The organism is Kitasatospora aureofaciens, assembly GCF_019192735.1.
GTDB classification, from domain to species: Bacteria; Actinomycetota; Actinomycetes; order Streptomycetales; family Streptomycetaceae; genus Kitasatospora; species Kitasatospora aureofaciens_A.
On record NZ_JAHTKP010000007.1, the window covers coordinates 224,076 to 249,900 of the forward strand.

At 72.9% G+C, this 25,825-nt stretch carries 21 protein-coding genes and 1 rRNA gene; 13 read left to right on the forward strand and 9 right to left on the reverse strand.

Annotated elements, in window-relative coordinates; all coding sequences use genetic code 11:
- The first annotated feature begins 88 nt into the window (after positions 1-88).
- Entirely contained in the window at positions 89-637 is a 549-nt protein-coding gene (locus KV557_RS10910) for a GNAT family N-acetyltransferase (protein ID WP_218199614.1), read from the forward strand.
- 65 nt (positions 638-702) lie between these two features.
- Here the strand turns inward: KV557_RS10910 and KV557_RS10915 are convergent, their stop codons facing one another.
- Positions 703-2,223, reverse strand: a complete 1,521-nt coding sequence (locus tag KV557_RS10915) for an MFS transporter (RefSeq protein ID WP_374106612.1) — start codon at positions 2,221-2,223, stop codon at positions 703-705.
- Between the two features lie 171 nt (positions 2,224-2,394).
- Between KV557_RS10915 and KV557_RS10920 the strand changes: the two genes are divergently transcribed.
- From KV557_RS10920 to KV557_RS10930, 3 genes are all read left to right on the forward strand, one after another.
- The gene (locus KV557_RS10920; protein ID WP_218199615.1) at positions 2,395-3,084 is read left to right on the forward strand and encodes a TetR/AcrR family transcriptional regulator; all 690 of its coding nucleotides are present in this window, start codon (positions 2,395-2,397) and stop codon (positions 3,082-3,084) included.
- 34 nt (positions 3,085-3,118) lie between these two features.
- Positions 3,119-3,928, forward strand: a complete 810-nt coding sequence (locus tag KV557_RS10925) for an enoyl-CoA hydratase/isomerase family protein (protein WP_218199616.1) — start codon at positions 3,119-3,121, stop codon at positions 3,926-3,928.
- Between the two features lie 118 nt (positions 3,929-4,046).
- Positions 4,047-4,658 carry a hypothetical protein gene (locus tag KV557_RS10930; RefSeq protein ID WP_256177203.1) on the forward strand — a complete coding sequence of 204 codons (612 nt, stop codon included), beginning with the start codon at positions 4,047-4,049 and terminating at the stop codon, positions 4,656-4,658.
- Here the strand turns inward: KV557_RS10930 and KV557_RS10935 are convergent, their stop codons facing one another.
- On the reverse strand, positions 4,659-5,867 hold the full coding sequence (locus KV557_RS10935; protein WP_218199649.1) for an acyl-CoA dehydrogenase family protein: 1,209 nt from the start codon (positions 5,865-5,867) through the stop codon (positions 4,659-4,661).
- Between the two features lie 187 nt (positions 5,868-6,054).
- Between KV557_RS10935 and KV557_RS10940 the strand changes: the two genes are divergently transcribed.
- Together KV557_RS10940 and KV557_RS10945 are read left to right on the forward strand one after the other, a co-directional pair.
- On the forward strand, positions 6,055-6,696 hold the full coding sequence (locus KV557_RS10940) for a TetR family transcriptional regulator (protein WP_218199617.1): 642 nt from the start codon (positions 6,055-6,057) through the stop codon (positions 6,694-6,696).
- A 98-nt stretch (positions 6,697-6,794) separates the two neighbouring features.
- Positions 6,795-8,246, forward strand: a complete 1,452-nt coding sequence (locus tag KV557_RS10945; protein WP_218199618.1) for a cellulase family glycosylhydrolase — start codon at positions 6,795-6,797, stop codon at positions 8,244-8,246.
- Positions 8,247-8,267: 21 nt separating this feature from the next.
- On the opposite strand, the gene KV557_RS10950 is transcribed toward KV557_RS10945, so the two are convergent.
- The gene (locus KV557_RS10950) at positions 8,268-10,295 is read right to left on the reverse strand and encodes a M3 family metallopeptidase (protein ID WP_218199619.1); all 2,028 of its coding nucleotides are present in this window, start codon (positions 10,293-10,295) and stop codon (positions 8,268-8,270) included.
- A 168-nt stretch (positions 10,296-10,463) separates the two neighbouring features.
- Here KV557_RS10950 and KV557_RS10955 point away from each other — a divergent pair, with 168 nt between their 5' ends.
- On the forward strand, positions 10,464-12,179 hold the full coding sequence (locus KV557_RS10955) for a bifunctional 3'-5' exonuclease/DNA polymerase (RefSeq protein WP_308129841.1): 1,716 nt from the start codon (positions 10,464-10,466) through the stop codon (positions 12,177-12,179).
- A 21-nt stretch (positions 12,180-12,200) separates the two neighbouring features.
- On the opposite strand, the gene dhaM is transcribed toward KV557_RS10955, so the two are convergent.
- Positions 12,201-12,593, reverse strand: coding sequence for a dihydroxyacetone kinase phosphoryl donor subunit DhaM (dhaM, locus tag KV557_RS10960; protein WP_218199620.1), 393 nt, complete (start codon positions 12,591-12,593; stop codon positions 12,201-12,203).
- A 178-nt stretch (positions 12,594-12,771) separates the two neighbouring features.
- Between dhaM and dhaK the strand changes: the two genes are divergently transcribed.
- Both dhaK and dhaL read left to right on the forward strand, forming a co-directional pair.
- Positions 12,772-13,767 carry a dihydroxyacetone kinase subunit DhaK gene (dhaK, locus tag KV557_RS10965; protein WP_218199621.1) on the forward strand — a complete coding sequence of 332 codons (996 nt, stop codon included), beginning with the start codon at positions 12,772-12,774 and terminating at the stop codon, positions 13,765-13,767.
- A gap of 12 nt (positions 13,768-13,779) precedes the next feature.
- Positions 13,780-14,406, forward strand: coding sequence for a dihydroxyacetone kinase subunit DhaL (gene dhaL, locus KV557_RS10970; protein WP_218199622.1), 627 nt, complete (start codon positions 13,780-13,782; stop codon positions 14,404-14,406).
- 152 nt (positions 14,407-14,558) lie between these two features.
- On the opposite strand, the gene KV557_RS10975 is transcribed toward dhaL, so the two are convergent.
- Positions 14,559-15,731, reverse strand: coding sequence for a PP2C family protein-serine/threonine phosphatase (locus KV557_RS10975; protein WP_308129842.1), 1,173 nt, complete (start codon positions 15,729-15,731; stop codon positions 14,559-14,561).
- Positions 15,732-16,180: 449 nt separating this feature from the next.
- On the opposite strand from KV557_RS10975, the gene KV557_RS10980 reads away from it, so the two are divergent.
- Together KV557_RS10980 and KV557_RS10985 are read left to right on the forward strand one after the other, a co-directional pair.
- Positions 16,181-16,399 carry a heavy-metal-associated domain-containing protein gene (locus KV557_RS10980; protein WP_218199624.1) on the forward strand — a complete coding sequence of 73 codons (219 nt, stop codon included), beginning with the start codon at positions 16,181-16,183 and terminating at the stop codon, positions 16,397-16,399.
- 68 nt (positions 16,400-16,467) lie between these two features.
- Positions 16,468-18,774: a heavy metal translocating P-type ATPase gene (locus KV557_RS10985; protein WP_218199625.1), complete on the forward strand. Its 2,307-nt coding sequence runs from the start codon at positions 16,468-16,470 to the stop codon at positions 18,772-18,774.
- Positions 18,775-18,855: 81 nt separating this feature from the next.
- Here the strand turns inward: KV557_RS10985 and KV557_RS10990 are convergent, their stop codons facing one another.
- The 3 genes from KV557_RS10990 to recD2 form a co-directional block, all read right to left on the reverse strand.
- Entirely contained in the window at positions 18,856-19,575 is a 720-nt protein-coding gene (locus KV557_RS10990) for an SDR family NAD(P)-dependent oxidoreductase (RefSeq protein ID WP_218199626.1), read from the reverse strand.
- A 531-nt stretch (positions 19,576-20,106) separates the two neighbouring features.
- On the reverse strand, positions 20,107-21,396 hold the full coding sequence (locus KV557_RS10995; protein ID WP_218199627.1) for a citrate synthase: 1,290 nt from the start codon (positions 21,394-21,396) through the stop codon (positions 20,107-20,109).
- A 226-nt stretch (positions 21,397-21,622) separates the two neighbouring features.
- Complete coding sequence (gene recD2 / locus KV557_RS11000) at positions 21,623-23,860, reverse strand: SF1B family DNA helicase RecD2 (protein ID WP_218199628.1); 2,238 nt, start codon at positions 23,858-23,860, stop codon at positions 21,623-21,625.
- A 193-nt stretch (positions 23,861-24,053) separates the two neighbouring features.
- Here recD2 and KV557_RS11005 point away from each other — a divergent pair, with 193 nt between their 5' ends.
- Both KV557_RS11005 and KV557_RS11010 read left to right on the forward strand, forming a co-directional pair.
- On the forward strand, positions 24,054-24,845 hold the full coding sequence (locus tag KV557_RS11005; RefSeq protein WP_218199629.1) for a VOC family protein: 792 nt from the start codon (positions 24,054-24,056) through the stop codon (positions 24,843-24,845).
- A 124-nt stretch (positions 24,846-24,969) separates the two neighbouring features.
- Entirely contained in the window at positions 24,970-25,422 is a 453-nt protein-coding gene (locus KV557_RS11010; RefSeq protein WP_218199651.1) for a GNAT family N-acetyltransferase, read from the forward strand.
- A 77-nt stretch (positions 25,423-25,499) separates the two neighbouring features.
- Here KV557_RS11010 and rrf read toward each other — a convergent pair.
- Positions 25,500-25,616, reverse strand: a 5S ribosomal RNA gene (rrf, locus tag KV557_RS11015).
- Positions 25,617-25,825 lie beyond the last annotated feature (209 nt).

The window sequence follows — 25,825 nt, forward strand, 5'->3', positions numbered from 1 at the left end:
ATACCAAACGTTTGTTATGAATGGTCTCCGGAACGACCCGCCTGCCGGTTCGCTCCCCCGACACCGCGCACCACGGAAAGGCCCGCCCTTGTACGCCGTACCGCTCGCCGAGAACGCCGAACTGCGCCCGCTGGAGCCGTGGCAGGCCCCCGAGTTCCTGGCCCACATCGACCGTGCCCGGGCCCACACCGACCCGTGGATCCCGTGGGCCACCTTCTCGACCGACCTCGACTCGGCCCGCGCCACCCTGCAGCGCTACGCCGACCGGCTGGCCGGCGACAGCGGCCGCATCTACGGCATCTGGCGGGACGGCACGCTGGTCGGCGGCGTGATGTTCGTGAGCTTCAGCACCCAGACCGGCATCTGCGAGATCGGCGCCTGGACGGAGGCGGCCGGCGAGGGCGGCGGGCTGATCACCGGCGCCGTCCGGCTGCTGCTCGACCACGCCTTCACCACCCGGGGCCTGCACCGCGCCGAGTGGTGGTGCTCCTCCGCCAACGCCCGCAGCCGGGCCGTCGCCGAGCGGGTCGGCATGAGGCTGGACGGCACCCTGCGCGAGTGGTTCCTGCACAACGGCGTCCGCCACGACAAGGAGATCTGGTCGATCCTGGCCTCCGAGTGGAAGCCCCAGGCCTGAAGCCAAACGTGACAGGGCCCGGTGGACGATCCCCCGTCCACCGGGCCCCGCGCCGTACCGAGTGCTCAGGCCGCGAGCATCGGCTGCTCCGGCGCCTGGGCGTCCGGCACCTCCACGTCCGCCGGGCGCAGCCGCAGCGCGAGCAGCACCACCAGCGCCATCACCCCTCCCGCCGTCAGGAAGACCACGTCGACGGCGTCCGTGAAGCTGCGCACCGCGTGCTCCCGGGCCGCGCCGGTCAGCGTCCGGACCGCGCCGAGCGGGCGGCCGGGCTCGCCGGCCGCGAAGACCCGGGCCAGCACGGTGCCGAAGAACGCGGCGCCGAGGGCGCTGCCGAGGGTCTGGAAGAACCGGATGCCGGTGGTCGCGACGCCGAGCTGGTGCCGCGGGGCGGCCTCCTGCACCACCGTGATCAGCTGCCCGATCAGCTGGCCGAACCCGGCGCCGAGCAGGGCGAGTTCGGCACCCACCGCCCACAGGCCGGTGTCCGGCCCGCTGAGCCCGAGCAGCGCCAGGGCGAGCGCCGCGCAGCCGCCGCCGGCCACCAGGAAGGTGCGCGGCGAGTGGCCGCGGGCGGTCAGCCGCCCGACCAGCAGGCCGATCGCGGTCATCCCGGCCGCCATCGGGATCAGGTAGAGGCTGGCCGAGGTCGGGGCGATCCCCCGGGCGATCTGCAGGTAAATCATCACGTACATGATCGCGCCGGTCATGCCCATCCCGGCCAGGCCCTGCACGGCGAAGCCGAGCCGCACCACGCGGATCCGGAACAGCGAGAGCGGCAGCACCGGCTCGGCGGCGGTGGCCTGGCGCCACAGCAAGAGGCCGAGCGCGGCCAGCGTGCCGGCGGCCGTGCCGAGGATGACCGGGGAGGTCCAGGCGTAGTCCTTGCCGCCCCACTCGGTCACCAGCAACAGCCCGGTGGCGAAGGCGGCGGCGAGGGCCGCGCCCGGGAAGTCGAGCCCGCGGCGGCCCGCGGCCGGCGGCAGCTTGATCGCCAGGGCGGTGCCGACCATGACGAGCACGCCGAGCGGCAGGTTGATGTAGAAGATCCAGCGCCAGCTCACGTGGTCGGTGAACAGCGCCCCGATCAGCGGGCCGATCGCCATCCCGAGGCCGGCGACGATGCCGCCCATCGCACCGCCCTTGCCGGGGCCGCGCACCTCCGGGTCCCTGAGGTGGGCGATGACGACCATCGTGACGCTCATCAGCCCGCCGCCGCCGACGCCCTGGACGGCACGGAAGGCGATCAGCTGCCCCATCGTCTGCGCGGCCCCGCAGAGCGCCGAGCCGACCAGGAAGGTGCCGACCGCGCCGAGCAGCACGCGCTTGGCGCCGTACACGTCGCAGAGCTTGCCGTAGAGCGGCAGGAGGGCGGTCGCGGCGAGGGCGAACGCGCTGACCAGCCAGGGCAGCCGGTCGACGCCGTGGACCGGGTCAAGTTCGCGGACGATCGGCACGGTGGCGGCCGACACGATGTTCATGTCGAGCACGGCCAGGACGATCGTGACCAGGCAGAGCAGCATGCCCAGTTTGCGCCGGGCGGGTGTCATCAGGGCAGCGGGTGTCGTCAGGGCAGCGGGCGCCATCGGTAAGTCCCCCCGGGGGTCTTGGAGTTCGGGGCCGGGCCGGGCGGTCCCGGCGGCACGTCCCCACCATGACAGGACTACTTATACTGAGTCAATTCTTCATCCAGATCGATTTTTCAGCCGAGGACAACATTCATCCCGGATCATCTTTGAGCCTGGTACAGTCAGGTCATGGCGACGCACACCGGTTTCAGCCCCGTCCACAACCGCGACATCGACGCGCTGCCCCTGCGCGAGCGGAAGAAGATCCAGACCGGTATCAAGATCTGGCGCACCGCCATCGGCCTGTTCGCCGCGAAGGGCTTCGACCAGGTCTCGGTGGCCGAGATCGCCGCCGCCGCCGAGATCTCCAAGATGACCGTCTTCAACTACTTCCCGACCAAGGAAGACCTGGTCATGGCCCCGATGGAGCAGCACCTCGGCGAGCCCGCCCGGGTGGTGCGCGAGCGCGCCCCGGGCGCCTCGGCGGTGACGGCGCTGCGCGAGCACTACCTCGCCGCGCTCGCCGCGTTCGACCCGGCCACCGGCCTGAACGACGATCAGGTGGTCCTCGACGTGGTCCGGCTGGTCCACCACACCCCGGCCCTGGCGATGCGCGCCACCGCCGGCTTCGGCCGCGAGGCCCAGGCCCAGCTGACCGCCGAGCTGCTCGCCCAGGACCCGGCCCACGACGAGTTCGTCGCCCGGGTCGCCGGGGCCCAGCTGCTGGCCACCCGGCTGACGCTGACCACCGAGAACCAGGTCCGGATGCTGGCCGGCGAGTGCGCCGCCGACGCCCTGCCCGAGGCCCTCGACCGCGCCCGCCGCGCCTTCGACCTGGTCGAGCGGGGGCTCGGCGACTACTGCGCCGACACGCCCTGAGAGAGTGGGCGCACCACGACTTCCGGAGGCGCGCATGGACCAGTCGCTGCTCACGCGGGACCGCTCCCCGCTGCCCGCCCACGCCGACGGGCTGCACGCCCACGTCGGCGAGGACGGCGTCGCGGTGCTGGAGTTCGCCCGCCCGCACCGGCGCAACGCGGTGACCCTGGAGATCTGGCAGGCGCTGCCGAAGGTCCTGCAGCTGCTCGCCGAGCACGAGGGCGTACGCGCCCTGCTGCTGACCGGCGCCGGCGGCACCTTCAGCGCGGGCGCGGACATCGCCGAACTGGCCGAGGTGTACGGCGATCCGGACCGCGCGGACGCCTACCACGCGGTCAACGTCGCCGCCGAGGAGGCGCTGGCCGCCTTCCCGCACCCGACCATCGCCGCCGTCCGGGGCGCCTGCGTGGGCGGCGGCTGCCAGCTGGCCGTCGCCTGCGACCTGCGGTTCGTCGCCGAGGACGCGCGGCTCGGGATCACCCCGGCCAAGCTCGGCGTGGTCTACCCGGCGGTGCCGACCCTGCGGCTGGCCCGGCTGGTCGGCCCGGCCCGCGCCAAGTACCTGCTGTTCTCGGGCGAGTTGGTGACGGGCCGGGACGCGCTGCCGCTGGGCCTCGCGGAGCGGGTCCTGCCGGACCCCGAACTGGACGCCGCCGCGCTGGAGTTCGCCCGGGTGCTGACCGGGCGCTCGACGCAGACGATCGGCGCGGTGAAGGCCGCCCTGGCCGTCCCGCCGGAGCGGGCGGCGGAGGCGCTGGCCCCCTGGGAGCGCCGGTCGCGGGAGTCCGGGGACGTACGGGAGGGGCTGGCCGCCTTCCTCGAGGGCCGCTCGCCCCGGTTCTGAGCGCTCGGCCCCCAGGTCTGCCCAGGTCCGAGCCCTCCGCCCCGGTTCCGAGCCCTCCGCCCCGGGGAAATACGATCGTCCGACCAACCCGATCCGGACCGCCTGGAGCACTCCCCCGATGACCGAGACCATGGCCGAGCCCACGACCGCCCCCACCAGCAGGACGATCTGGGCCCGGCGGGTCACCGACGGCGTCGAGCCGAAGAACGTGATCATCGCGATGCTGCCGCTGCTCGGCGGCCTGCGCTACGGGTGGAAGGGCATCGCCTGGGCGGCCTTCGCCGCGCTCTTCGCGGCCGTCATCCCGACCCTGTTCATCCAGCGCGGCATCCGCAAGGGCACCCTGGAGGACCGGCACGTCGGCCACCGGCAGCGCCGGCTGACGGTCATCCCGTTCATCATGGGCTCGGTCGCCACCAGCTTCGCGGTGATGCTCTGGCTGGACGCCCCGGCCGACCTGACCGCCATGGTCGCGGCGATGTTCGCCTCGCTGATCCCGATCCTGGTGATCACCGTGTGGTGGAAGGTCTCCGTGCACACGGCCGTCGCCAGCGGCGCGGTGGTCTGCCTGGCGATCGCGCTCGGCCCGTGGTGGCTGCTGCTCTACCCGGTGGTCGCGGTGATCGGCTGGTCCCGGGTGGTGCTGCGGGACCACACCACCGCGCAGACGATCGTCGGCGCGATGGTGGGCGCGCTCACCGCCGGGCTCACCTTCTGGGCCACCAGGTAGTCAGCGGATCGGCATCCCCGAGATCGCCCGGGCGATCACCAGCCGCTGGATCTCGCTGGTCCCCTCGAAGATCGAGTAGATCGCGCTGTCCCGGTGCATCCGCTCCACCGGGTACTCCCGGGTGAAGCCGTTGCCGCCGAGGATCTGCATCGCCTGCGCGGTGACCCACTTGGCCGTCTCGCCCGCGTACAGCTTGGACATCGAGCCCTCGGCCGCGGTGAACGGCTGGTTGTTGACGGCCATCCAGGACGCCCGCCACACCAGCAGCCGGGCGGCGTCGATCCGGGTCTTCATGTCGGCCAGCTGGAAGGCCACGCCCTGGTTGTCGATGATCGGCCGGCCGAACTGCTCGCGCGTCCTCGCGTAGTCCAGCGCGACCTCGTAGGCGGCCCGGGCGATGCCGATCGCCTGCGCCCCCACGGCCGGGCGGGAGGCCTCGAAGGTGGCCATCGCCGCGTTGCCCCGGCCGCCGCTCTTCTGCACGCCCTCCCGGGCCCGGGCCAGCCGCTCGTCCAGCTTCTCCTTGCCGCCGAGCAGGCAGCTGCCGGGCACCCGGACGCCGTCCAGCACGACCTCGGCGGTGTGCGAGGCGCGGATGCCGTGCTTCTTGAACTTCTGGCCCTGGCTCAGCCCGGGGGTGCCCGGCGGGACGACGAAGGACGCGTGGCCGCGGGCGCCGAGCTCCGGGTCGACGGTGGCGACGACGACGTGGACGGCGGCGATCCCGCCGTTGGTGGCCCAGGTCTTGGTGCCGTTGAGCACCCACTCGTCCTTGGCCTCGTCGTACACGGCCCGGGTGCGCAGCGCGGAGACGTCGGAGCCGGCGTCCGGCTCGGAGGAGCAGAACGCGGCCACCTTGACGTCGTCCGGGGTGCCGAACATCTGCGGCGTCCAGGTGCCGATCTGCTCGTCGGTGCCGTTGGCGAGCACGGCGACGGCGGCCAGCGTGGTGCCGACGATGGACAGGCCGATGCCCGCGTCGCCCCAGAACAGCTCCTCCATGGCGATCGGGATGCCGATGCCGGACGGGTCGAAGTACTGCTGGGCGTAGAAGTCGAGCGAGTAGATGCCGAGCTTGGCAGCCTCCTGGATGACCGGCCAGGGGGTCTCCTCGCGCTCGTCCCACTCGGCGGCGGCCGGCCGGATCACGTCGGCGGCGAAGCCGTGCAGCCAGTCGCGTACGGCGAGCTGGTCCGCACCCGGGTCCATCGAGAACGTGCTGCTCATGGTGCTTGCCTCCGAAGAAGGGGTACGGCCGACCGGGGTGTTACCCCAGGTAACATCGTCGGAGTCTGCTACTGATTGGTAACCGGTGTCAACGCCCGGCACCGCCCGGTGTCACCGCCGGATCGCCCGGTGCCACCACCGGGCCCACCCCGCACCCGAGGAGCAGCGCATGTCCCGAGAGCCCCGCCGCGAGCAGCTGCTCAACGCCGCCGACCGGGTCATCCAGCGGGAGGGCCCCGGCGCCAGCATGAACGCCATCGCCGCCGAGGCCGGCATCACCAAGCCGATCCTGTACCGGCACTTCGGCGACCGGAACGGCCTGATCAAGGCCCTGACCGACCGCCACACCGGCGGCCTGCTGGCCGCCGTCCGGGCCGCCCTCGCCGAACCGCTGGAGCGCCGCGACCGGGTCGAGCACGTGCTGGACACCTACCTGGCCGGCATCGAGGCCCGCCCGCAGGTCTACCGGCTGCTCACCCACCCCGAGCCCGGCGACCCGAGCGGCGCCGGCAACGCGCTCGCCCCCGCGCTCCGGCGGATCGCCGAGGAGATCACCCGGGCCGTGCAGAGCCAGGTCGACCTCGGCGCCGACCGCGACCTGCTCGCCGAGGCGTGGGGCCGGGGCATCACCGGCATGGTGCTGGCGGCCGGGGACTGGTGGCTGGAGACCAAGCCCTGCTCGCGCACCCGCATGGTGCAGGCCCTCGCCGACCTGCTCTGGGGCCGCCTCGCCGCCGCCGCGGACCTGCCGACCGCCGTCCTGCCGACCGCGCCCGCCGAGCCGGCCGCGGAGCCGCCCGCCGCCGGCTGAGCCCCGGACCCGGCCGATCCCCCGCCGTCGAATCCCTTGTGCCGTGCGCAGCGCCGAGGGCATCATCGGGCCCCCACCCCCCGCCGTGCGAGGTCCCGATGTGCCTGCGCCGCACCGCCGTTGCCCTCCTGCTCGCCGCCACCGCCACCCTGACCGCCGCCACCGCCGCCCCCGGCGCCTCCGCCCACCAGGCGTGCCCTGCCCGGTTTCCCACCGGCACGGCCACCGGCCCGGACGGCCGCACCGCCCTCACCGACGCCCAGGGCCGCCGGCTCCAGCTGCGCGGCTTCAACCTCGACAAGTACGCCGAGACCACCGAGGCGGACGTCAAGTCCCTGGCCGCGCAGGGCTTCACGCTGATCCGGGTGGCGGTCTCCTGGACCAGGCTGGAGCCCGAACGCGGCCGCCTCGACCCGGCCGAACTGCACCGCCTGCACCAACTCCTCGGCTGGGCCGACCGGTACGGCGTCCTCGCCCTCGTCGACTTCCACCAGGACGTCTACGGGCCGGCGTTCGGCGGCGGCGACCGCGGCATCCCGACCTGGGCCACGCGGGACGACGGCCTGCCGTTCACCCCCGACCCGAACGACTGGTTCGCCGGCTACTTCCAGCCCGCCGTCCAGGCCGCCTTCCGCCACCTCTACGACGACCCCGACCTGCGCGCCTGGCAGGCCGACTTCTACACCCGGCTCGCCCGTGAACTGCGCGGCCACCGCTCCCTGTTGGGCTACGACCTGTTCAACGAGCCGTTCGGCCCGGTGGACGGCGACCCGACCGACCCGGCCGTGCTCGCCGCCGCCTCCGCCGCCCTGGAACAGGGCCGGCTCGCCGCCATGTACCGCCGCCTGATCGCGGCCGTCCGCCACGTCGACTCCCGCGCCTGGCTGTTCGTCGAACCGACCGTCCTGGTCGGCCAGGGTGTGCCGACGCAGCTGCCCGGCTTCACCGACCCCCGCCCCGGCGCGCCCCGCCTCGGCTACGCCCCGCACTTCTACGACACCGCGGTCGAGTCCGGCGCCGACTGGGACCCCGCCGACGGCTTCGTCGAGCGCTACACCTCCGCGATCACCGGCTACCCGGCCGCCCAGCACCTGCCCGTGCTGGTCGGCGAGTGGGGACCGCCCATCTCCCGGACGCCGGGCAACAGCCGGCTCGTCCGCCGACAAGTCGCGGCGATGGACGGCTTCGCCGAGGGCTGGACGATGTGGTACTGGTGCCGCGGCACCGGCGGCTACTGCGCGCTCGATCCCGCCGGACGGCCCGCCCCCGGCGACGAGCCCGCGTTCGGCCCGTACCCGGCGGCCGTCGCCGGGACGGACGTCAGCACCACCGGCGACACCGTCCGCTGGACGGCCGACGGCACCGGGCGTGCCACCGAACTCGTGCTGCCCGCCGCCGGATTCCCGCACGGCGCCCGCGTCACCGTCTCCCCCGCCACCGCCCTGGTCGACCTCGACCAGCCGGACGGCGACCGGGCCGGCACCGCCCGGATCCGCCTCCCGCATGCCCGCCCGGGCACTCCGGTGACAGTCACACTCACCGCCCGCTGACCGTCACCGGAGCTGCCAGGGCTACGCCAGACCCCGGCGCGCCAGCAGCGGCCCGGTCTCGGGCGAGCGCCCGACCACCTCACGGAAGGAGTCCAGCGGGTCCCGGCTGAACCCGCGCGCGAGCAGCTCGCGACGGAACACCTCGCCGCTGTTCCGCACCGAGCGCCCGTTCCCCGCGAACCACTGCACGGTGTCCGCGTCCAGCACCTCCGACCAGATGTACGCGTAGTACCCGGCGCTGTAGCCGCCGGCGAAGATGTGCTGGAAGTACGCCGTCCGGTAGCGCGGCGGGATCGCCGGCACCGCGATCCCGGCCTCCGCCAGCACCCGCGCCTCGAACTCCTCGGCGTCCGCGATCTCCCGGCCCTCCGGCACGGTGTGCCAGGCCCAGTCCAGCAGCGTCGCCGCCAGGTACTCCACCGTCCGGAAGCCCTGCCCGAAACCCTCGGCCGCCGCCATCCGCTCGACCAGCTCGGCCGGCAGCGGCTCCCCGGTCACGTGGTGGCGGGCGTAGTTGGCCAGCACCTCGGGGCGGATCATCCACATCTCGTTGACCTGCGAGGGGAACTCGACGAAGTCCCGGGGCACCGCGGTGCCCGCGAACAGCGGGTAGCGCACGTCCGAGAACAGCCCGTGCAGCGCGTGACCGAACTCGTGGAAGAGCGTGCGCACCTCGTCCCAGGTCAGCAGCACCGGCTCGCCCGGCGCCGGCCGCGCGATGTTGAGGTTGTTCATCACCACCGGGCGCCGGCCGGTCAGCGCCGACTGGCCGACCAGCTCGTCCATCCACGCGCCGCCGCGCTTGGACGCGCGGGCGTGGAAGTCGCCGATGAAGAGGCCCAGCGAGCCGCCGTCCTCCTCGAACACCTCGAAGACCCGGGCTTCGGGGTGGTAGGCCGTCAGGTCCGGCCGCTCGGTGAAGGTCAGCCCGTACGCCAGCCCGGCGGCGTGGAAGACGCCGTCGTGCAGCACCCGCTCCAGTTCGAAGTACGGGCGCAGCGCGGCCGCGTCCACCTGGTACGAGCTCTGCCGGACCTTCTCCGAGTAGTGCGCCCAGTCGTGCGCGGCGATCTCGTCGATGCCGTCGGCCGCCGCCACCTTGGCCAGCTCGGCGGCCTCCCGGCGGGCGTTGGCCACGGCCGGCTCCACCAGGCGGGCCAGCAGCCCGGCCACCGCCTCGACGGTACCGGCGGTCTCGTCGGCCACCACGTACGCGGCGTGGGTCGGGTGGCCGAGCAGCCGGGCCCGCTCGGCCCGCAGCCCGGCCATCCGGATCGCCAGCGGGCCGTTGGTGTCCCGGGCCCGGCCGAGCGAGGCCGCCAGCAGCCGCTCGCGCACCGACCGGTCGGTGAGCAGGGCCAGTTCGGGCTGCCCGGAGGTGTTCTTCAGACTCAGGACGTACGTGCCCTCGTCGCACCCCAGCACCCGGGCGTTCTCCCCGGCGGCGGCGATCGCGTCGGCGGACAGGCCGTCCAGCTCGTCGGCCGAGTCCAGGACCAGCGCGGCGGCCTTGGTGGCGGCGTTCACGTTCTGCTGGAACGTCGTTCCGAGGGCGGCGAGTTCGGCGTTCAGCTCGCGCAGCCGCTCCTGCTCGGCCGCGCCCAGCCGGGCGCCGGAGCGGACGAATTCGGTGTGCCTGCGCTCCAGCAGCCGCAGCGACTCCGGGTCCAGGCCCAGCTCGGCTCGGCGCCCGTACAGCTCCTCGATCCGGGCGAACAGCGCGCGGTCCAGGTGGATCGCGTCGTGGTGCGCGGCCAGCAGCGGGCTGACCTTGGCGTCCACCTCGTCGACCGCGTCGCTGGTGTCCGAGGCCACCTGGTTGCGGAACACCGCGTCCACCCTGCGCAGCAGGTCCCCGGAACGCTCCAGGGCCACCAGCGTGTTGGCGAAGGTCGGCGGCTCGGGATCGGCGGTGATCGCGGCGATCTCGGCCAGCTGCTCGGCCATTCCGCGCTCGTAGGCCGGCAGGTAGTGCTCGTCCCGGATCTCGGCGAACGGCGGCAGTTCGTAGACCAGGGTGCTGGGCTTGAAGAACGGGTTCTCGGTCATTTCACGGACCCTACGCCGTGTCCCGGACCCTGCCTACGCGCCCCACCCCACGTTGTCGTACCCACCGGTTACCGTCGAGGAAGGAGCCCCCGCGCAATCCGCACGCCAGTCCCGCCGTCCGACACCTGCCCGCACACCGAGAGCCCGCACACCGAGAGGAAGAGCCCCGTGGCCCCCAGAACCGCCCTGGTCCCCGACCCGCACGGCCCCGGCGGCAGGCTCCAGCCCCTCGACGACGCCGGCAGCCCGCTCGGCCCGCCCGAGACCGTCCCGGACCTCGCCGCCGCGGTCGCCGCCCGGGAGGCCGCCGAGCACCCTCGCTGGGTCTGGGCCGCCGCCGACAGCGCGTACACCCCGCTGCTGCCCCGGCTGCCCGACCGGCTCGCCCGCTGCCACGACCTGCGGCTGACGGAGGCCCTGCTGCTCGGCCACGAGGGCCGCTTCGGTGCGCCCCGCTCGCTCGGCGCGGCCTGGTGCCGGCTGCGCGGCCTGCCCGTGCCGGAGGACCTGCCGGAGCCCGGCTCGCCCGAGGCCGAGGGCGGACAGGACACCCTGTTCACCCCCGACCGGCTGCAACTTCCGCCTGGCGCCGATCCGTTGGCCACCGTCGTCGCCGTGCACGCCGAGCAGCAGCGCCGGCTCGCCGCGATCACCGACCCTGCCGCCCGGCACCGGTTCCGGCTGCTGGTCGCCGCCGAGTCGGCCGGGGCCCTGGTCGCCGCCGAGATGGGCCACGACGGGCTGCCCTGGCGCGCCGACATCCACGACCGGCTGCTCACCGACCTGCTCGGCCCCCGCCCGACCGTCCCCGGCAACCAACCCAAGCTGCTCGCCGAACTCGCCGTCGAACTCCACCAGGCCCTCGGCGCCCGCCCGTTCAACCCCGACTCGCACAGCCAGGTGCTGCGCGCCTTCGCCGAACGCGGCATCCACCTGAGCTCCACCCGTTCCTGGGAGCTCAAGGCCGTCGACCACCCGGCCGCCGCGCTGATGATCCGCTACAAGGAGCTGTCCCGGATCCACGCCGCGCACGGCTGGGCCTGGCAGGACACCTGGGCCCGCGGCGGCCGGTTCCGGCCCGAGTACGTGGTCGGCGGTGTGGTCTCCGGCCGCTGGGCCAGCCGGGGCGGCGGCGCGCTGCAGATCCCGCGCATCCTGCGCGGCGCCGTCGTCGCCGACCCCGGCTGGCTGCTGGTCGTCGCCGACGCCGCCCAGCTGGAGCCGCGGGTGCTCGCCGCCCTCTCCCAGGACACCGGTCTGGCCCGCACCGCCGCCGGCGGCGACCTCTACGAGGCCCTCGCCGCCAGCGCCTTCCAGGGCGACCGGGAGAAGGCCAAGCTCGGCCTGCTCGGCGCCATGTACGGGCAGACCAGCGGCGACATCGGCCCACTGCTCGCCACCCTGCGCCGCCGCTACCCCGCCGCGATGGGCTACGTCGAGGCCGCCGCCCGCACCGGCGAGGACGGCGGCGTGGTCGTCTCCCGGCTCGGCCGGGTCTGCCCGCCCGCCTCCGCCGCCTTCCTCGACCTCACCGAGGCGCCCGAGACCGCCGGCGAGGCCGGTGGCCGGACGGCCCGCGCCCGCGGCCGCTTCACCCGCAACTTCGTCATCCAGGCCAGCGCCGCGGACTGGGCCCTCGCCATGCTCGCGGCGCTGCGCCGGCGGCTCAACGCGCTGCCCGCGGCCGTCCCGGAGGACCGCCCGCACCTGGTGTTCTTCCAGCACGACGAGGTGGTCGTGCACACCCCGGCCAACCTCGCCGACGAGGTCGCCGCCGCCGTCGCCGAGGCGGCCGACGAGGCCCGGCTGCTGGTGTTCGGCGACACCCCGGTCCGCTTCCCGCTGACCACCGCCGTGGTGGACTGCTACGCCGACGCGAAGTAAGCACTCACAGCTTGCGGCCCCTCAGAACTTCCGAAAGGCTCGCGCTTCCTCGGCCGCCGCCACCACCTCGGCCAGCGCCGCCCCGGTCGAGGCGGTCACGGCGGCGGCCACCGCGCCCTCCACGAACGGCGCATCCACCAGCCGCACGCCCGGCCGCGGCTCGTCCTCCAGCACGGTGACGGCGGTCAGCACCGAACTGCCCAGGTCGGGCAGCACGACGACACCCGCCCCGCCGTCCGCCTCGGCGACCGCCCGGGCGATCAGGTCGTAGCTGGTGCCGAGCCCGCCGTCCTCCGTCCCGGCCGCGACCGCCACCCGCACCCCACCCGAGGCCAGCTCGCCGAGCAGCTCCCGCAGCCCGGCGGCGAGTTGGGCACTGTGCGAGACCAGGACGATACCCACGTTGTCGCTCATGCCGCCGACCCTACGACGCGTCCCGCTACTCCGGGAGAGTGACCGGAATCCCGCGTGTCGCACCCCGTGCCCACCACCCCCGTCTGGCGTAGCGTCGGGGCAGTCGGGGCAGCAGCGTCTGCGCAGGGCCCGCCGAAGCGTCCTCACCGAAGCGTCCTCACCAAGGGAGCGAAGAGCGTTGAAGAAGCTGATCAACACCCCGGAGAGCGTCCTGGAGGACGCGCTGGCCGGAGTCGCGGCCGCCCACCCCGAGTTGACGGTGGACATCCCCAACCGGGTGATCACCCGGGCCGTCCGCCCCGCCGCACCGAAGGTCGCGCTGATCTCCGGCGGCGGCTCCGGCCACGAGCCGCTGCACGGCGGCTTCGTCGGCCCCGGCATGCTCGACGCCGCCTGCCCCGGCGAGATCTTCACCTCCCCCGTGCCCGACCAGATGCTCGCCGCCGCCAAGGCCGCGGACTCCGGCGCGGGCGTCGTCTTCATCGTGAAGAACTACACCGGCGACGTCATGAACTTCGAGCTCGCCGCCGAACTCGCCGCCGAGGAGGGCGTCGAGGTCCGCACCGTCCTGGTCAACGACGACGTGGCGGTCGAGGACTCCACCTGGACCGCCGGCCGGCGCGGCACCGGCGCCACCGTCCTGGTCGAGAAGACGGCCGGCGCCCTTGCCGAACGCGGCGCCCCGCTCGACGAGGTCGCCGCCCTGGGCGAACGGGTCAACGCCGCCTCCCGCTCCTTCGCGATCGCGCTCACCGCGGCGACCGTCCCGGCGGCCGGCAAGCCCGGCTTCGACCTCCCCGAGGACGAGATCGAGGTCGGCGTCGGCATCCACGGCGAACCCGGCCGCCGCCGCGAGAAGCTGCGCCCGGCCCGCGAACTCGCCGCCGAGGTGGTCGAGACGATCCTCGCCGACCACCACCTGAACCCGGGCGACGAGGTGATCGCCCTGCTCAACGGCCTCGGCGGCACCCCCCTGCTGGAGCTGTACATCGTCTACGGCGAGGTCGCCGCCCGGCTCGCCGCGCACGGCATCACGGTGGCCCGCAGCCTGGTCGGCAACTACGTCACCAGCCTGGACATGACGGGCTTCTCGCTCACCCTCACCAAGGCCGACACCCAGCTGCTGGAACTCTGGGACGCCCCCGTCGACACCCCCGCCCTCAAGCGGGCCTGAGGAGGAGCCGCCATGGACTTCGACACCCCGCTGGCCGAGGCCTGGGTCCGCGCGATCGCCGCGGCCGTCGAGAAGGAACAGGGCCGGCTCACCGAGCTGGACTCCGCGATCGGCGACGGCGACCACGGCAGCAACCTCCAGCGCGGCTTCGCCGCCGTCCTGACCGCCCTCGACGGCCTCCAGCCGGCCGGGCCCGGCGCGGTGCTCACCAAGACCGGCACCACCCTGATCTCCAAGGTCGGCGGCGCCTCCGGCCCGCTCTACGGCAAGGCCTTCCGCGCGATCGGCGCCGCCCTCCCCGAACCCGCCGGCCCGGCCGCCCTCGCCGAGGCACTGGCGGCCGGCCTGGACGCGATCCGCGCCCTCGGCAAGGCCGAGCCCGGCGACAAGACCATCGTCGACGCCTACACCCCGGCCGTGGCCGCCTTCCGCACCGCCGCCGCCACGGGCGCCACCCTCCCCGAGGCCGCCGCCGCAGCCGCCGACGCCGCCGACCAGGGCGCCCACGCCACCATCCCGCTCCGAGCCCGCAAGGGCCGCGCGTCCTACCTGGGCGAACGCAGCATCGGCCACCAGGACCCGGGCGCCACCTCCACGGCCCTCATCTTCCGCACCCTCGCCGACATCACCACGAGCTGACCCGGGCCTCTGCCCCCGCTTCCCCCCTCTCGCGCAGTTCCCCGACCCCGAGCCCCCTCCGCCCTTCCCACTCTTTCGCGCAGTTCCCCGTGCCCCGACAGGGGCGCGGGAACTGCGCGAAGCGGAAGGCCCCCACCGTCACCGCCCCACCGTCAGCCATCCGTCCGAGTAATCAGCAACAGCAGCGCATCATCCCGAAGCCCCCCACCCGTATGCGCCAGCAGATCCGCGTACACCCGCCCCACCGCCGCCTCCAGCTCCCCCGCCGAGCGCGCAGCTCCCTGCACCAGCGGCCCCACCCGCTGCGCCAGCTGATAGAACTCCCCGTTCTTGCGGTGCCGCGCCTCCACCACCCCGTCCGTGCAAAGCACCAGCACGTCCTCCGCCCCGAACGCCTGGTCCCAGCTCGCCGGCTCCCCCGCCGCGAGCCGTCCGAGCCCGAGCGGCACCCACGGATCGGGCGCGTCCAGCACGTGCGCCCGCCCGTCCCCGTCGACCCGGATCGGCGGCACGTGCCCGTACTGCAGCAGTTCCATCACACCGGGCGTGCGGAACTCCGCGAACAGCGCCGTGGTGAACTCCCCGTCCGGCACGTGCCGCTCGACGCTCGCCTCGATCCGCGCCGCGACGCCCCGCAGCCCGGGCTCGTCGTACGCGGCCTCGCGGAACGCGCCGAGCACGACCGCCGCGGTCTGCACCGCCGCCAGTCCCTTCCCCCGGACGTCGCCGACCGCGACCCGGGTGCCGTGCGGGGTCTCCAGCACCGAGTACAGGTCCCCGCCGATGTGTGAGGCGTCGGCCGCGGAGACGTACCGCACCGCGAGCCGCAGCGGCCCGACGACCGGCCCGGGCAGCCGCAGGAGCGCCCGCTGGGCGGCCTCGGCGACGGAGCTGACGGCCGCGAACGCCGCCGCGCGCCGCATGCGGATCTTCGCGACCCAGGCGGAGAAGAGGGTCAGCACCAGGTAGCTGACCATCGCGCCGTAGAGGAAACGCGCGTCGTTGATGTTGACGACCTCGTCGTACCGGCTGAGCCCGAACACGGCGACCAGCCCGACCGAGCAGACCAGCAGCAGCTCGCCGGGCTTCAGGGTCAGCGCGGCGATCGCGGGCACGACGGTCATCAGCGGGGCGAGGTAGCGGTCCCGGCCGGAGAGCAGGTCGGCCAGCCCGACGAGGAGGATCGCCGCGAGCGCCGGGGTGGCCCGCCGCCAGAACGGCACGTCCTGGAGGTCCGCGGCCAGCAGGGCGTCGCGCTGCCGGTGCGGTGGCAGCCCGGCGGCCGTGGGGGCCGAGGGCGACCGGACGCGGCGGATCGGAAACACATATCGAACATAACGGACGATCAAGACGCCCACCCACCCGCCTACCGCACCCCGATCCCCGTCGGCGCCCGACCCGCCGCCCACTCGGCCAAACAGTACAGAAATGCCCCATTTGTCATACAGTGCGACCAAAGCAGCGGCTATACAGATGGAGGCCATGACCGGTGTCCGGATACCTTCTACGACACGGCGGGGCTGGTCATGGTCTCCTTGGGCGGGCTGCTGTGACTGCGACTGCTGGTCCGCCGGGAGCGGGCGACGCCGATCCCGGCGCAGTTCCCGCCCTCCCCGGCCTGAGCAGCCCAGGCACATACGCTCTCCTGTCGAACGCATCCGTGATGCGGACCACTCGACCCCACCCCTCCGGGAAATACCCCTCAGGGGTATGGTGTTGTCACAGCCAGAGCCCGGGCCGCGCCCGGGGCCGCACAGACCTCCCGGAGGCCCGGATGTCCAGCACCATCACCTACACCGTGACCGGCATGAGCTGCGGCCACTGCGAGAACGCGATCAGCGAGGAGATCTCCGCCCTCACGGGCGTCACCGAGGTCGCCGCCGACGCCAAGACCGGGACCGTGACCGTCTCCTCCGCCTCCCCGTTGGACGACGAGCAGGTCCGCTCCGCCGTCGACGAGGCCGGCTACGAGCTGGTCGGCCGGAGCGCCTGAGCCCACCCGGTCACGGCGGGGCCCGGGCAGCGGACCCCGCCGCACGCCCCACCAAGGAGCTGAACCGCATGAGCACCACCGCTCCCGGCCTCCAGGGCGCGCCCAGTGCCGAGGCACAGGACCGGGTCGAGCTGTCGATCGGCGGGATGACCTGCGCCTCCTGCGCGGCCCGGATCGAGAAGAAGCTCAACCGGATGGACGGCGTCGCGGCCACCGTCAACTTCGCCACCGAGAAGGCCCGGGTGGACTACGGGCCCGGCGTGACGGTCGAGGACCTGATCGCCACCGTGGAGCGCACCGGCTACACCGCCGAGCTCCCACCGCCCCCGGTCACTGCAGCACCGGAGCCGGCCGGCGCCACCACAGCGCCCGACCAAACCGGCCGGCCCGCGCAGCCGGCCGCCGACCCCCTGCTGGACCGGCTGCTGGTCAGCACCGCCCTCAGCGTCCCGGTGGTCATGCTGTCGATGATCCCCGCCCTGCAGTTCACCAACTGGCAGTGGCTGGCCTTCGCCCTCACCGGCCCGGTCGTCGTCCACGGCGGCCTGCCGTTCCACCGCGCCGCCTGGGCCAACCTCAAGCACGGCGCCGCGACCATGGACACCCTGGTCTCGCTCGGCACCCTGGCCGCCTTCGGCTGGTCGTTCTGGGCGCTGTTCTGGGGCCACGCCGGGATGCCGGGGATGCGGCACGCGTTCTCGCTGTCGATCGGCGACACCGACGCCTCGTCCACGCTCTACCTTGAGACGGCCGCCGCCGTCACCGTGCTGATCCTGCTCGGCCGCTACCTGGAGGCCCGCTCCAAGCGCCGGGCCGGCGCCGCCCTGCACGCCCTGCTGGACCTCGGCGCCAAGGACGTGGCTGTGCTCCAGGGCGGCCAGGAGGTCCGTATCCCGGTGGACCGGCTGGCCGTCGGCATGCGGTTCGTGGTCCGTCCCGGGGAGAAGATCGCCACCGACGGCACGGTGGTCGAGGGCACGTCCGCGGTGGACGCCTCGATGCTCACCGGCGAGTCCGTCCCGGTCGAGGTCGCCGCCGGCGACGCCGTCACCGGCGCCACCGTCAACGCGGGCGGCCGGCTGGTCGTCGAAGCCACCCGGGTCGGCGCGGACACCCGGCTCGCCCGGATGGCCAAGCTGGTGGAGGACGCGCAGAACGGCAAGGCCGCCGCGCAGCGCCTGGCCGACCGGATCTCCGCCGTCTTCGTCCCGGTGGTGATCCTGATCGCGCTCGCCACCCTGGTCGCCTGGCTGCTGGTCTCCGACAGCCCCACCGAGGCGTTCACCGCCACCGTCGCCGTGCTGATCATCGCCTGCCCGTGCGCCCTCGGCCTGGCCACCCCGACCGCCCTCATGGTCGGCACCGGCCGCGGCGCCCAGCTGGGCATCCTGATCAAGGGCCCGGAGGTGCTGGAGACCACCCGCAGGGTGGACACCGTCGTGCTGGACAAGACCGGCACCGTCACCACCGGCCGGATGGCGCTGGTCGCGGTGCACACCGCCGAGGGCGTCACGGAGGCCGAGGCGCTGCGGCTGGCCGGCGCCCTGGAGCACGCCTCCGAGCACCCGATCGCCGCCGCCATCGCCGCGGCCGCCGCCGAGCGGACGGGCGCGCTGCCGCCCGTCGAGGACTTCGAGAACGTGCCCGGCCTCGGCGTCCGGGGCGTCGTGGACGGCCACGCGGTCGTCGCCGGACGCGAGGCGCTGCTGAACAGCCGGTCGCAGTACCTGCCGGACGGTCTGGCCGAGGCCAAGCGCACCGCCGAGGCGGCCGGCCGGACCGCGATCGCGGTCGGCTGGGACGGCGCCGCGCGCGCCGTCCTGGAGGTCGCCGACGCGGTCAAGCCGACCAGTGCGGAAGCGATCACCGAGTTGCGCGCCCTGGGCCTGCGCCCGGTGCTGCTGACCGGCGACAACCGGGCGGTGGCCGAGGCCGTCGCCGCCGAGGTCGGCATCGCCCCGGAGGACGTGATCGCCGAGGTGCTGCCCGAGGACAAGGTCGCCACCGTCGAACGCCTCCAGGCCGAGGGCCGCTCGGTCGCCATGGTCGGCGACGGCGTCAACGACGCCGCCGCGCTCGCCCGGGCCGACCTGGGCCTGGCCATGGGCACCGGCACCGACGCCGCCATCGAGGCGAGCGACCTCACCCTCGTCCGCGGCGACCTGCGCTCGGCGGCGGACGCCATCCGCCTCTCCCGCCGGACCCTGGGCACGATCAGGGGCAACCTCTTCTGGGCCTTCGGCTACAACGTCGCGGCGATCCCGCTGGCCGCGGCCGGACTGCTCAACCCGATGATCGCCGGGGCCGCGATGGCCTTCTCCTCGGTCTTCGTGGTCACCAACAGCCTCCGGCTGCGCCGCTTCCAGCCCGCTTGAGGCACCCGATGCGTGAGGGCCCGGACCGTCGGAAACGGTCCAGGCCCTCACGCACGGACAACACGGACGACACGGACGACGTCAACGCCCGAGCAGCTCGCCGCCGTTGCAGTGCAGGATCTCGCCGGTGATGAACCCGGCCTCGGGCGAGGCGAGGAAGTACACGGCCGCCGCGACCTCGCCGGTCTCCCCGATCCGGCCGAGCAGGGTGCGGGCCGCCCGGCGGGAGACCTCGGCCTCGTCCAGCCGCGGGCCGAAGAACTCGGTGCCGGCCACCGTGCCCGGGGCGACGATGTTGGCGGTGATCCCCGAGGTGCCCAACTGGGCGGCCAGGAAGTGGTTCCAGGCGTGCAGCGAGGCCTTCGCCGCGCCGTACGAGCCGGCCCCGCGCAGAGCGGCGATCGAGCTGATGGTGACCACCCGCCCGGAGCCCGGGGTCAGCCGGTCCCGGATCGACTCGGTGAGCAGCACCACGGTCAGCACGTTCCGCTCGAAGTCGCCGCGCCAGCGGGCCAGCAGCGCGTGCGGGCCGCCGCCGATCACCGTCTCCCGGCTGCCGGCGTTGTTCACCAGCACGTCGATCCGCTCGGGCAGTTCGGCGAGCGCGGCCTCGACGGCGTCCGGATCGGCGAGGTCGCACACCAGCGGGGTGACGTTCGGCCCGAGGTCGGCCGCGGACTTCTCCAGCACGGCCCGGCGGCGGCCGACGATCACGACCCGTTCGCCCGCCTCGGCGAACCGCCGCGCCACCTCGTACCCGATTCCCGTGCCACCGCCGGTGACAACGACGTTCCTGGTCATCTGCGCACTCCCTCCCCAGTTCCGCCGCCACGCTGCGAGGGTGCGGGACGGTCCGTACCGGAATGCCACGATTCCTATCACGCTCGGTTGCCGTGACTGCGGGGAGGGTGACGTCGCGCCCGCGGGAACGTGTGATATGGGCCTGGCACCACGCGCACACGGAGCGTGGCGAGAGGCAGCTCACACCCCTCGGGCGTAACTTCTCGCACCCTGATACGTCTTAGGTTGGTAGTGCGGCAGTTTTCCCGGGGCGGAGACGTGACGAACGGCATCACGTCCCCGCGCCTTTACTGCCGTCGACGGGGCTCCGGCGGGCCCCGGGACGGCCGTCGATCTCGACGGCCCTCGCGCACGGCGCCGGGGTTGTGGCGGGCCAGGGACGCTTTGAGCGGCCGTCCCGGGCTGCGGCCGGCCCCGGAGTCGTGCGCCGTACGATTCCGTCCCCGCACGGACGCGCCCGCGAGGGCCGCCGCGCGGGGACACGCAAGGGCCCGGCCGCACACGTGCGGCCGGGCCCTTCGGGTTGCTGCGTCAGCGGTCGCCGAGGGCGACGTAGTCGCGGATCGCGGTGCCCGTGTAGATCTGGCGCGGACGGCCGATCCGGCTGGTCGGGTCGTTGATCATCTCGTGCCAGTGGGCGATCCAGCCCGGCAGCCGGCCGAGGGCGAACAGCACGGTGAACATGCTGGTCGGGAAGCCCATGGCGCGGTAGATCAGGCCGGTGTAGAAGTCCACGTTCGGGTAGAGCTTGCGCGAGACGAAGAAGTCGTCCTTGAGCGCGTGCTCCTCCAGCTTGAGGGCGATGTCGAGCAGCTCGTCGCTCTTGCCGAGCTGGCCGAGCACCTCGTGGGCGAGCAGCTTGACCTGCGCGGCGCGCGGGTCGAACGCCTTGTAGACGCGGTGGCCGAAGCCCATCAGCTTGACGCCGTCCTCGCGGTTCTTCACCTTGCGAATGAACGCGTCGACGTCGCCGCCGTCCTTCTGGATGCTCTCCAGCATCTCCAGCACGGCCTGGTTGGCGCCGCCGTGCAGCGGGCCCCAGAGCGCCGAGATGCCGGCCGAGATCGAGGCGAACAGGTTGGCGTGGCTGGAGCCGACCAGGCGCACGGTGGAGGTCGAGCAGTTCTGCTCGTGGTCCGCGTGCAGGATGAGCAGCTTGTCCAGCGCGTTGACGATGACCGGGTTGAGCTCGTAGTCCTCGGCCGGGACCGCGAAGGTCATCCGGAGGAAGTTCTCGACGTAGCTCAGGTCGTTGCGCGGGTAGACGAAGGGCTGGCCCATCGCCTTCTTGTACGCGCAGGCCGCGATGGTGGGCAGCTTGGCGAGCAGGCGGACGGTCGACAGGTGGCGCTGGGCCGCGTCGAACGGGTCGTGGCTCTCCGGGTAGAAGGTGGAGAGCGCGCCGACCACCGAGGACAGCATGGCCATCGGGTGGGCGTCCCGCGGGAAGCCCTGGAAGAAGCGCTTGACGTCCTCGTGCAGCAGGGTGTGCTGGGTGATCTCGCGGTTGAACTTCGCCAGCTGGTCCGCGTTGGGCAGCTCACCGTTGATCAGGAGGTACGCGGTCTCGACGAAGCCGCCATCGGAGGCGAGCTGCTCGATCGGGTAGCCGCGGTACCGAAGGATGCCGTTGTCGCCGTCCACGAAGGTGATCGCGGACTTGTAGGCGGCGGTGTTACCGAAGCCGTTGTCCAGGGTGACCAGGCCGGTCTGCGGGAGCAGCTTCGAGATGTCGAAGCCGGCGTTGCCCGCAGTGCTCTCGACGACGGGGTACTCGTACTCGCCGTCCTGGTACCGCAGTACTACCGAGTTGTCGCTCACGTCTTCCTCACCGACGAAATGAATCCTCTTCCAGAGGTGCCCTGACTGTCTCTACCATCCCCCATCCGGAGGACAGCCGCGCACCCGGGGTGGCCCGAAAGGGCCCGCCCCTACAAAACCTGCCGCCGCAGCCGGTACGAACCGGACAAGATCGACACAACCCTAGGCTCTGCCGTAAATCTCTTCACGTCAAGAGAACATTAGAGGCAACCATCCTGCTGGATAATCATCCAGTTGCAAGTCGATGATCGAGTGCGGCATGCCGCCGGCCTGCACTGACGGCCCGCACGGCCTGCGCGATCGCCTTCCGTGATCCCACCAGCACCACGAGTTTCCGTGCCCTGGTCACGGCGGTGTACAAGAGGTTTCGCTGGAGCATCATCCAAGCGGACATGGTGACCGGAATCACCACCACCGGATACTCGCTGCCCTGCGAGCGGTGGATCGTCACCGCGTACGCGTGGGCCAGCTCGTCGAGTTCGTCGAAGTCGTACGGCACCTCCTCGTCCTCGTCGGTGAGCACCGTCAGCCGCTGGTCGTCCACACTGAGGGCGGTCACCACTCCCACTGTGCCGTTGAAGACGCCGTTCCGCCCCTTGTCGTAGTTGTTGCGGATCTGCGTCACCTTGTCCCCCACCCGGAACGTCCGCCCGCCGAACCGCCGCTCCGCCAGCCCCTCCCGGGCCGGCGTCACCGCCGCCTGCAGCAGCGTGTTCAGGTTCCCCGCCCCGGCCGGCCCGCGGTGCATCGGCGCCAGCACCTGGACGTCCCGGCGCGGGTCGAAGCCGAACTTCTGCGGGATCCGCCGCGCCACCACGTCCACCGTCAGACCGGCCGCGCGCTCCGCGTCGTCCTCCGCGAACAGGAAGAAATCCGGCAGACCGTCCGTCAGCGGCGCCTTCCCCTCGTTGATCCGGTGCGCGTTGGTCACCACACCCGACTGCTGCGCCTGCCGGAAGATCCTGGTCAGCCGCACCGACGGGATCGGCCCGCCGTCCGCCAGCAGATCCCGCAGCACCTCCCCCGCGCCCACCGACGGCAGCTGGTCCACGTCCCCGACGAACAGCAGGTGCGCCCCCGGCGGCACCGCCTTGACCAGCTTGTTCGCCAGGATCAGGTCCAGCATCGAGGCCTCGTCCACCACCACCAGGTCCGCGTCCAGCGGCCGGTCCCGGTCGTACGCGGCGTCCCCGCCCGGCTTCAGCTCCAGCAGCCGGTGCACCGTCGAGGCCTCCGCCCCGGTCAGCTCCGCCAGCCGCTTCGCCGCCCGGCCGGTCGGCGCCGCCAGCACCACCTTCGCCCGCTTCGCCAGCGCCAGCGTCACGATCGACTTCACCGTGAACGACTTCCCGCAGCCAGGACCGCCCGTCAGCACCGCGACCTTCTCGGTCAGCGCCAGCCGCACCGCCTGCTCCTGCTCCGGCGCCAGCTCCGCACCGGTGCGCTTCGCCAGCCACTCCAGCACCACCGGCCAGTCCACCGACCCGAACCACGGCATCCGGTCGGTGTCCGAACGCAGCAGCCGCAGCAACTGGTTGGCCAGCGAGATCTCCGCCCGGTGGAACGGCACCAGGTACACCGCGGTGATCGACTCACCGCCGTCCCCCGGCACCGACTCGCGCACCACCCCCTCCGCCGCCACCAGCTCCGCCAGGCAGTCGATCACCAGCCCCACGTCCACCTGCAGCAGCTTCACGCCGTCCGCGATCAGCCGTTCCTCCGGCAGGTAGCAATGCCCCTGGTCGCTGCTCTGCGACAGCGCGTACTGCAGCCCCGCCTTCACCCGCTCCGGACTGTCGTGCGGGATGCCCACCGCCTGCGCGATCCGGTCCGCCGTCAGGAACCCGATGCCCCACACGTCCGAGGCCAGCCGGTACGGCTCGTTCTTCACCACCCCGATCGAGCCGTCCCCGTACTGCTTGTAGATCCGCACGGCCAGCGAGGTCGACACCCCGACCCCCTGCAGGAAGACCATCACCTCCTTGATGGCCTTCTGCTCCTCCCAGGCCGCCGCGATCTTCTTCGTCCGCTTCGGCCCCAGCCCCGGCACCTCGATCAGCCGGCCCGGCTCGTTCTCGATCACCTCCAGGGTGTCCACCCCGAACCGCTCCACGATCCGCTCGGCGAACCGCGGCCCGATCCCCTTGATCAGCCCCGAGCCCAGGTACCGCTGGATCCCCTGCACCGTGGCCGGCAGCACCGTCGTGTAGTTCTCCACCACGAACTGCCGCCCGTACTGCGGGTGCGAGCCCCACCGCCCGTGCAGCCGCAGCGACTCCCCGACCTGCGCCCCCAGCAGCGCCCCCACCACGGTCAGGAGGTCGTTCCCGCCCCGGCCGGTGTCCACCCGGGCCACCGTGTACCCGGTCTCCTCGTTGGCGTACGTGATCCGCTCCAGCACCCCCTCCACCTGGGCGAGCTGGCGCTGCGCGGGCTCCTGTCCCGCCTGCGGCTGCCTGGCCACCGGGACCCCCCTTCGACCGGTACGGGCGGACCTTTCCGCTACGCACCGTACCGTCCCGCTCGGACAGCCCCGCCACCCTTGTGGACCCACGATCCGCCTGCCGTGCGGCCCTCCGGCGCAAGTGCCAGGCTGGGAAGGACCGGGGGGTCGCCGACCGCGCCCGCACGGGCCCCGTCCGAGGAGCACTGCCGTCATGCTCACCACCGCCTACCGCCCCGGCGCCCCCGTCTGGCTCGACCTCGGCAGCCCCGACACCCGGGCCTCCGTGGACTTCTACACCACCCTGTTCGGCTGGACCTTCGACTCGGCCGGTCCCGAGGCCGGCGGCTACGGCTTCTTCCAGCTCGACGGCCGGACGGTCGCCGCCCTCGGCCCGCTCGCCGAGAACAGTGCCCTGCCCGCTTGGACGCTGTACTTCAGCACCCCCGACGCCGACCGCACCACCGAGCTCGTCCAGCAGGCCGGCGGGCGCGTCCGGTTCGCCCCCTTCGACGTCTTCACCGCGGGCCGGATGGCCGGCTACACCGACCCGACCGGCGCCGAGTTCGCCGTCTGGCAGCCGCACGACACCCGCGGCCTGGACGTGGTCACCGAGGAGGGCAGCCTCTGCTGGGCCGAGTGCTACAGCGTCGACGCGGAACGCGCGAAATCCTTCTACCGCACGGTCTTCGGCTGGCAGGAGCAGGACGTCCCGCTCGGCAGCATCCTCTACACCGTCCTCACCCCGGCCGGCGGCGGCACCGACGACGCCCACGGCGGCATCATGCAGCTCGGCCCCGAACACACCGCCCGCGGCACCACCTCGCACTGGCTCCCCTACTTCGAGGTCCCCAACGTCGACGCGAGCCTCGCCATCGCGAGCACCCTCGGAGCGACCGTCCGGATCCCCGCCATGGACGTCCACGGTGTGGGCCGGCTCGGCCAGCTGCTCGACCCGCACGGCGCCGTCTTCGCCGTGATCACCAGCGCCAAGCCCGGTGAGTGACGCCGGATCACCCCCGAGGAGGGGCGTGAAGGGGTGCTGCGGGCACGGACGGGCGGTGGTGCGAAACAGGTCCTTCTATGCTCTGATCATGACCGAGAGCGTGACTGAGACCATGGCCGAGAGCATGACTGATCTGACGATCCGCCGGGCCGCCGAAGAGGACCTGCCGGCGATCGTGGCGATGCTCGCCGACGACCCCCTGGGCGCCACCCGCGAGAGCCCCGACAACCTCACCCCGTACCGCGCCGCCTTCGCCCGCATCGACGGCGACCCGCACCAGCACCTGGTCGTCGCCGAGCGCGCCGGCCGGACCGTCGGCACCCTGCAACTGACCTTCGTCCCGGACCTCTCCCGTAAGGGCTCCACCCGCACGATCATCGAGGGCGTCCGCATCCACGCCGACGAGCGCGGCAGCGGCCTCGGTACCGAACTGATCCAGTGGGCGATCGAACGCTCCCGCGCACTCGACGCCGACCTCGTCCAGCTGACCTCGGACGCCACCCGCACCGACGCCCACCGCTTCTACGAACGGCTCGGCTTCGTGCGGTCGCACTTCGGTTTCAAGCTCCAGCTCTGAGGAATTTGCTCCGGAAACGGCTCCGGAAATGCAAAGAACCCCCATCCGGAATCGGATGGGGGTTCTTCGGAATGATTGTTCGGCGGCGTCCTACTCTCCCACAGGGTCCCCCCTGCAGTACCATCGGCGCTGTGAGGCTTAGCTTCCGGGTTCGGAATGTAACCGGGCGTTTCCCTCACGCTATGACCACCGAAACACTATGAAACTGTCAACCGCACCAACCCCTGGCCAGGGATCGGGGTCGTTGTTTCAGAACAACACAGTGGACGCGAGCAACTGAGGACAAGCCCTCGGCCTATTAGTACCGGTCAACTCCACCCCTCACAGGGCTTCCATATCCGGCCTATCAACCCAGTCGTCTACTGGGAGCCTTACCCTCTCAAGGAGGTGGGAGTGCTCATCT

Bases quoted from the DNA above. Each gene is read 5' to 3' on its own strand.
- KV557_RS10915 (WP_374106612.1), bottom strand. From the start codon at position 2,223: ATGGCGCCCGCTGCCCTGACGACACCCGCTGCCCTGATGACACCCGCC.
- KV557_RS10920 (WP_218199615.1), top strand. From the start codon at position 2,395: ATGGCGACGCACACCGGTTTCAGCCCCGTCCACAACCGCGACATCGAC.
- KV557_RS10925 (WP_218199616.1), top strand. From the start codon at position 3,119: ATGGACCAGTCGCTGCTCACGCGGGACCGCTCCCCGCTGCCCGCCCAC.
- KV557_RS10930 (WP_256177203.1), top strand. From the start codon at position 4,047: ATGACCGAGACCATGGCCGAGCCCACGACCGCCCCCACCAGCAGGACG.
- KV557_RS10935 (WP_218199649.1), bottom strand. From the start codon at position 5,867: ATGGACCCGGGTGCGGACCAGCTCGCCGTACGCGACTGGCTGCACGGC.
- KV557_RS10940 (WP_218199617.1), top strand. From the start codon at position 6,055: ATGTCCCGAGAGCCCCGCCGCGAGCAGCTGCTCAACGCCGCCGACCGG.
- KV557_RS10945 (WP_218199618.1), top strand. From the start codon at position 6,795: ATGTGCCTGCGCCGCACCGCCGTTGCCCTCCTGCTCGCCGCCACCGCC.
- KV557_RS10950 (WP_218199619.1), bottom strand. From the start codon at position 10,295: ATGACCGAGAACCCGTTCTTCAAGCCCAGCACCCTGGTCTACGAACTG.
- dhaM (WP_218199620.1), bottom strand. From the start codon at position 12,593: ATGAGCGACAACGTGGGTATCGTCCTGGTCTCGCACAGTGCCCAACTC.
- dhaL (WP_218199622.1), top strand. From the start codon at position 13,780: ATGGACTTCGACACCCCGCTGGCCGAGGCCTGGGTCCGCGCGATCGCC.
- KV557_RS10980 (WP_218199624.1), top strand. From the start codon at position 16,181: ATGTCCAGCACCATCACCTACACCGTGACCGGCATGAGCTGCGGCCAC.
- KV557_RS10985 (WP_218199625.1), top strand. From the start codon at position 16,468: ATGAGCACCACCGCTCCCGGCCTCCAGGGCGCGCCCAGTGCCGAGGCA.
- KV557_RS10990 (WP_218199626.1), bottom strand. From the start codon at position 19,575: ATGACCAGGAACGTCGTTGTCACCGGCGGTGGCACGGGAATCGGGTAC.
- KV557_RS11005 (WP_218199629.1), top strand. From the start codon at position 24,054: ATGCTCACCACCGCCTACCGCCCCGGCGCCCCCGTCTGGCTCGACCTC.
- KV557_RS11010 (WP_218199651.1), top strand. From the start codon at position 24,970: ATGACTGATCTGACGATCCGCCGGGCCGCCGAAGAGGACCTGCCGGCG.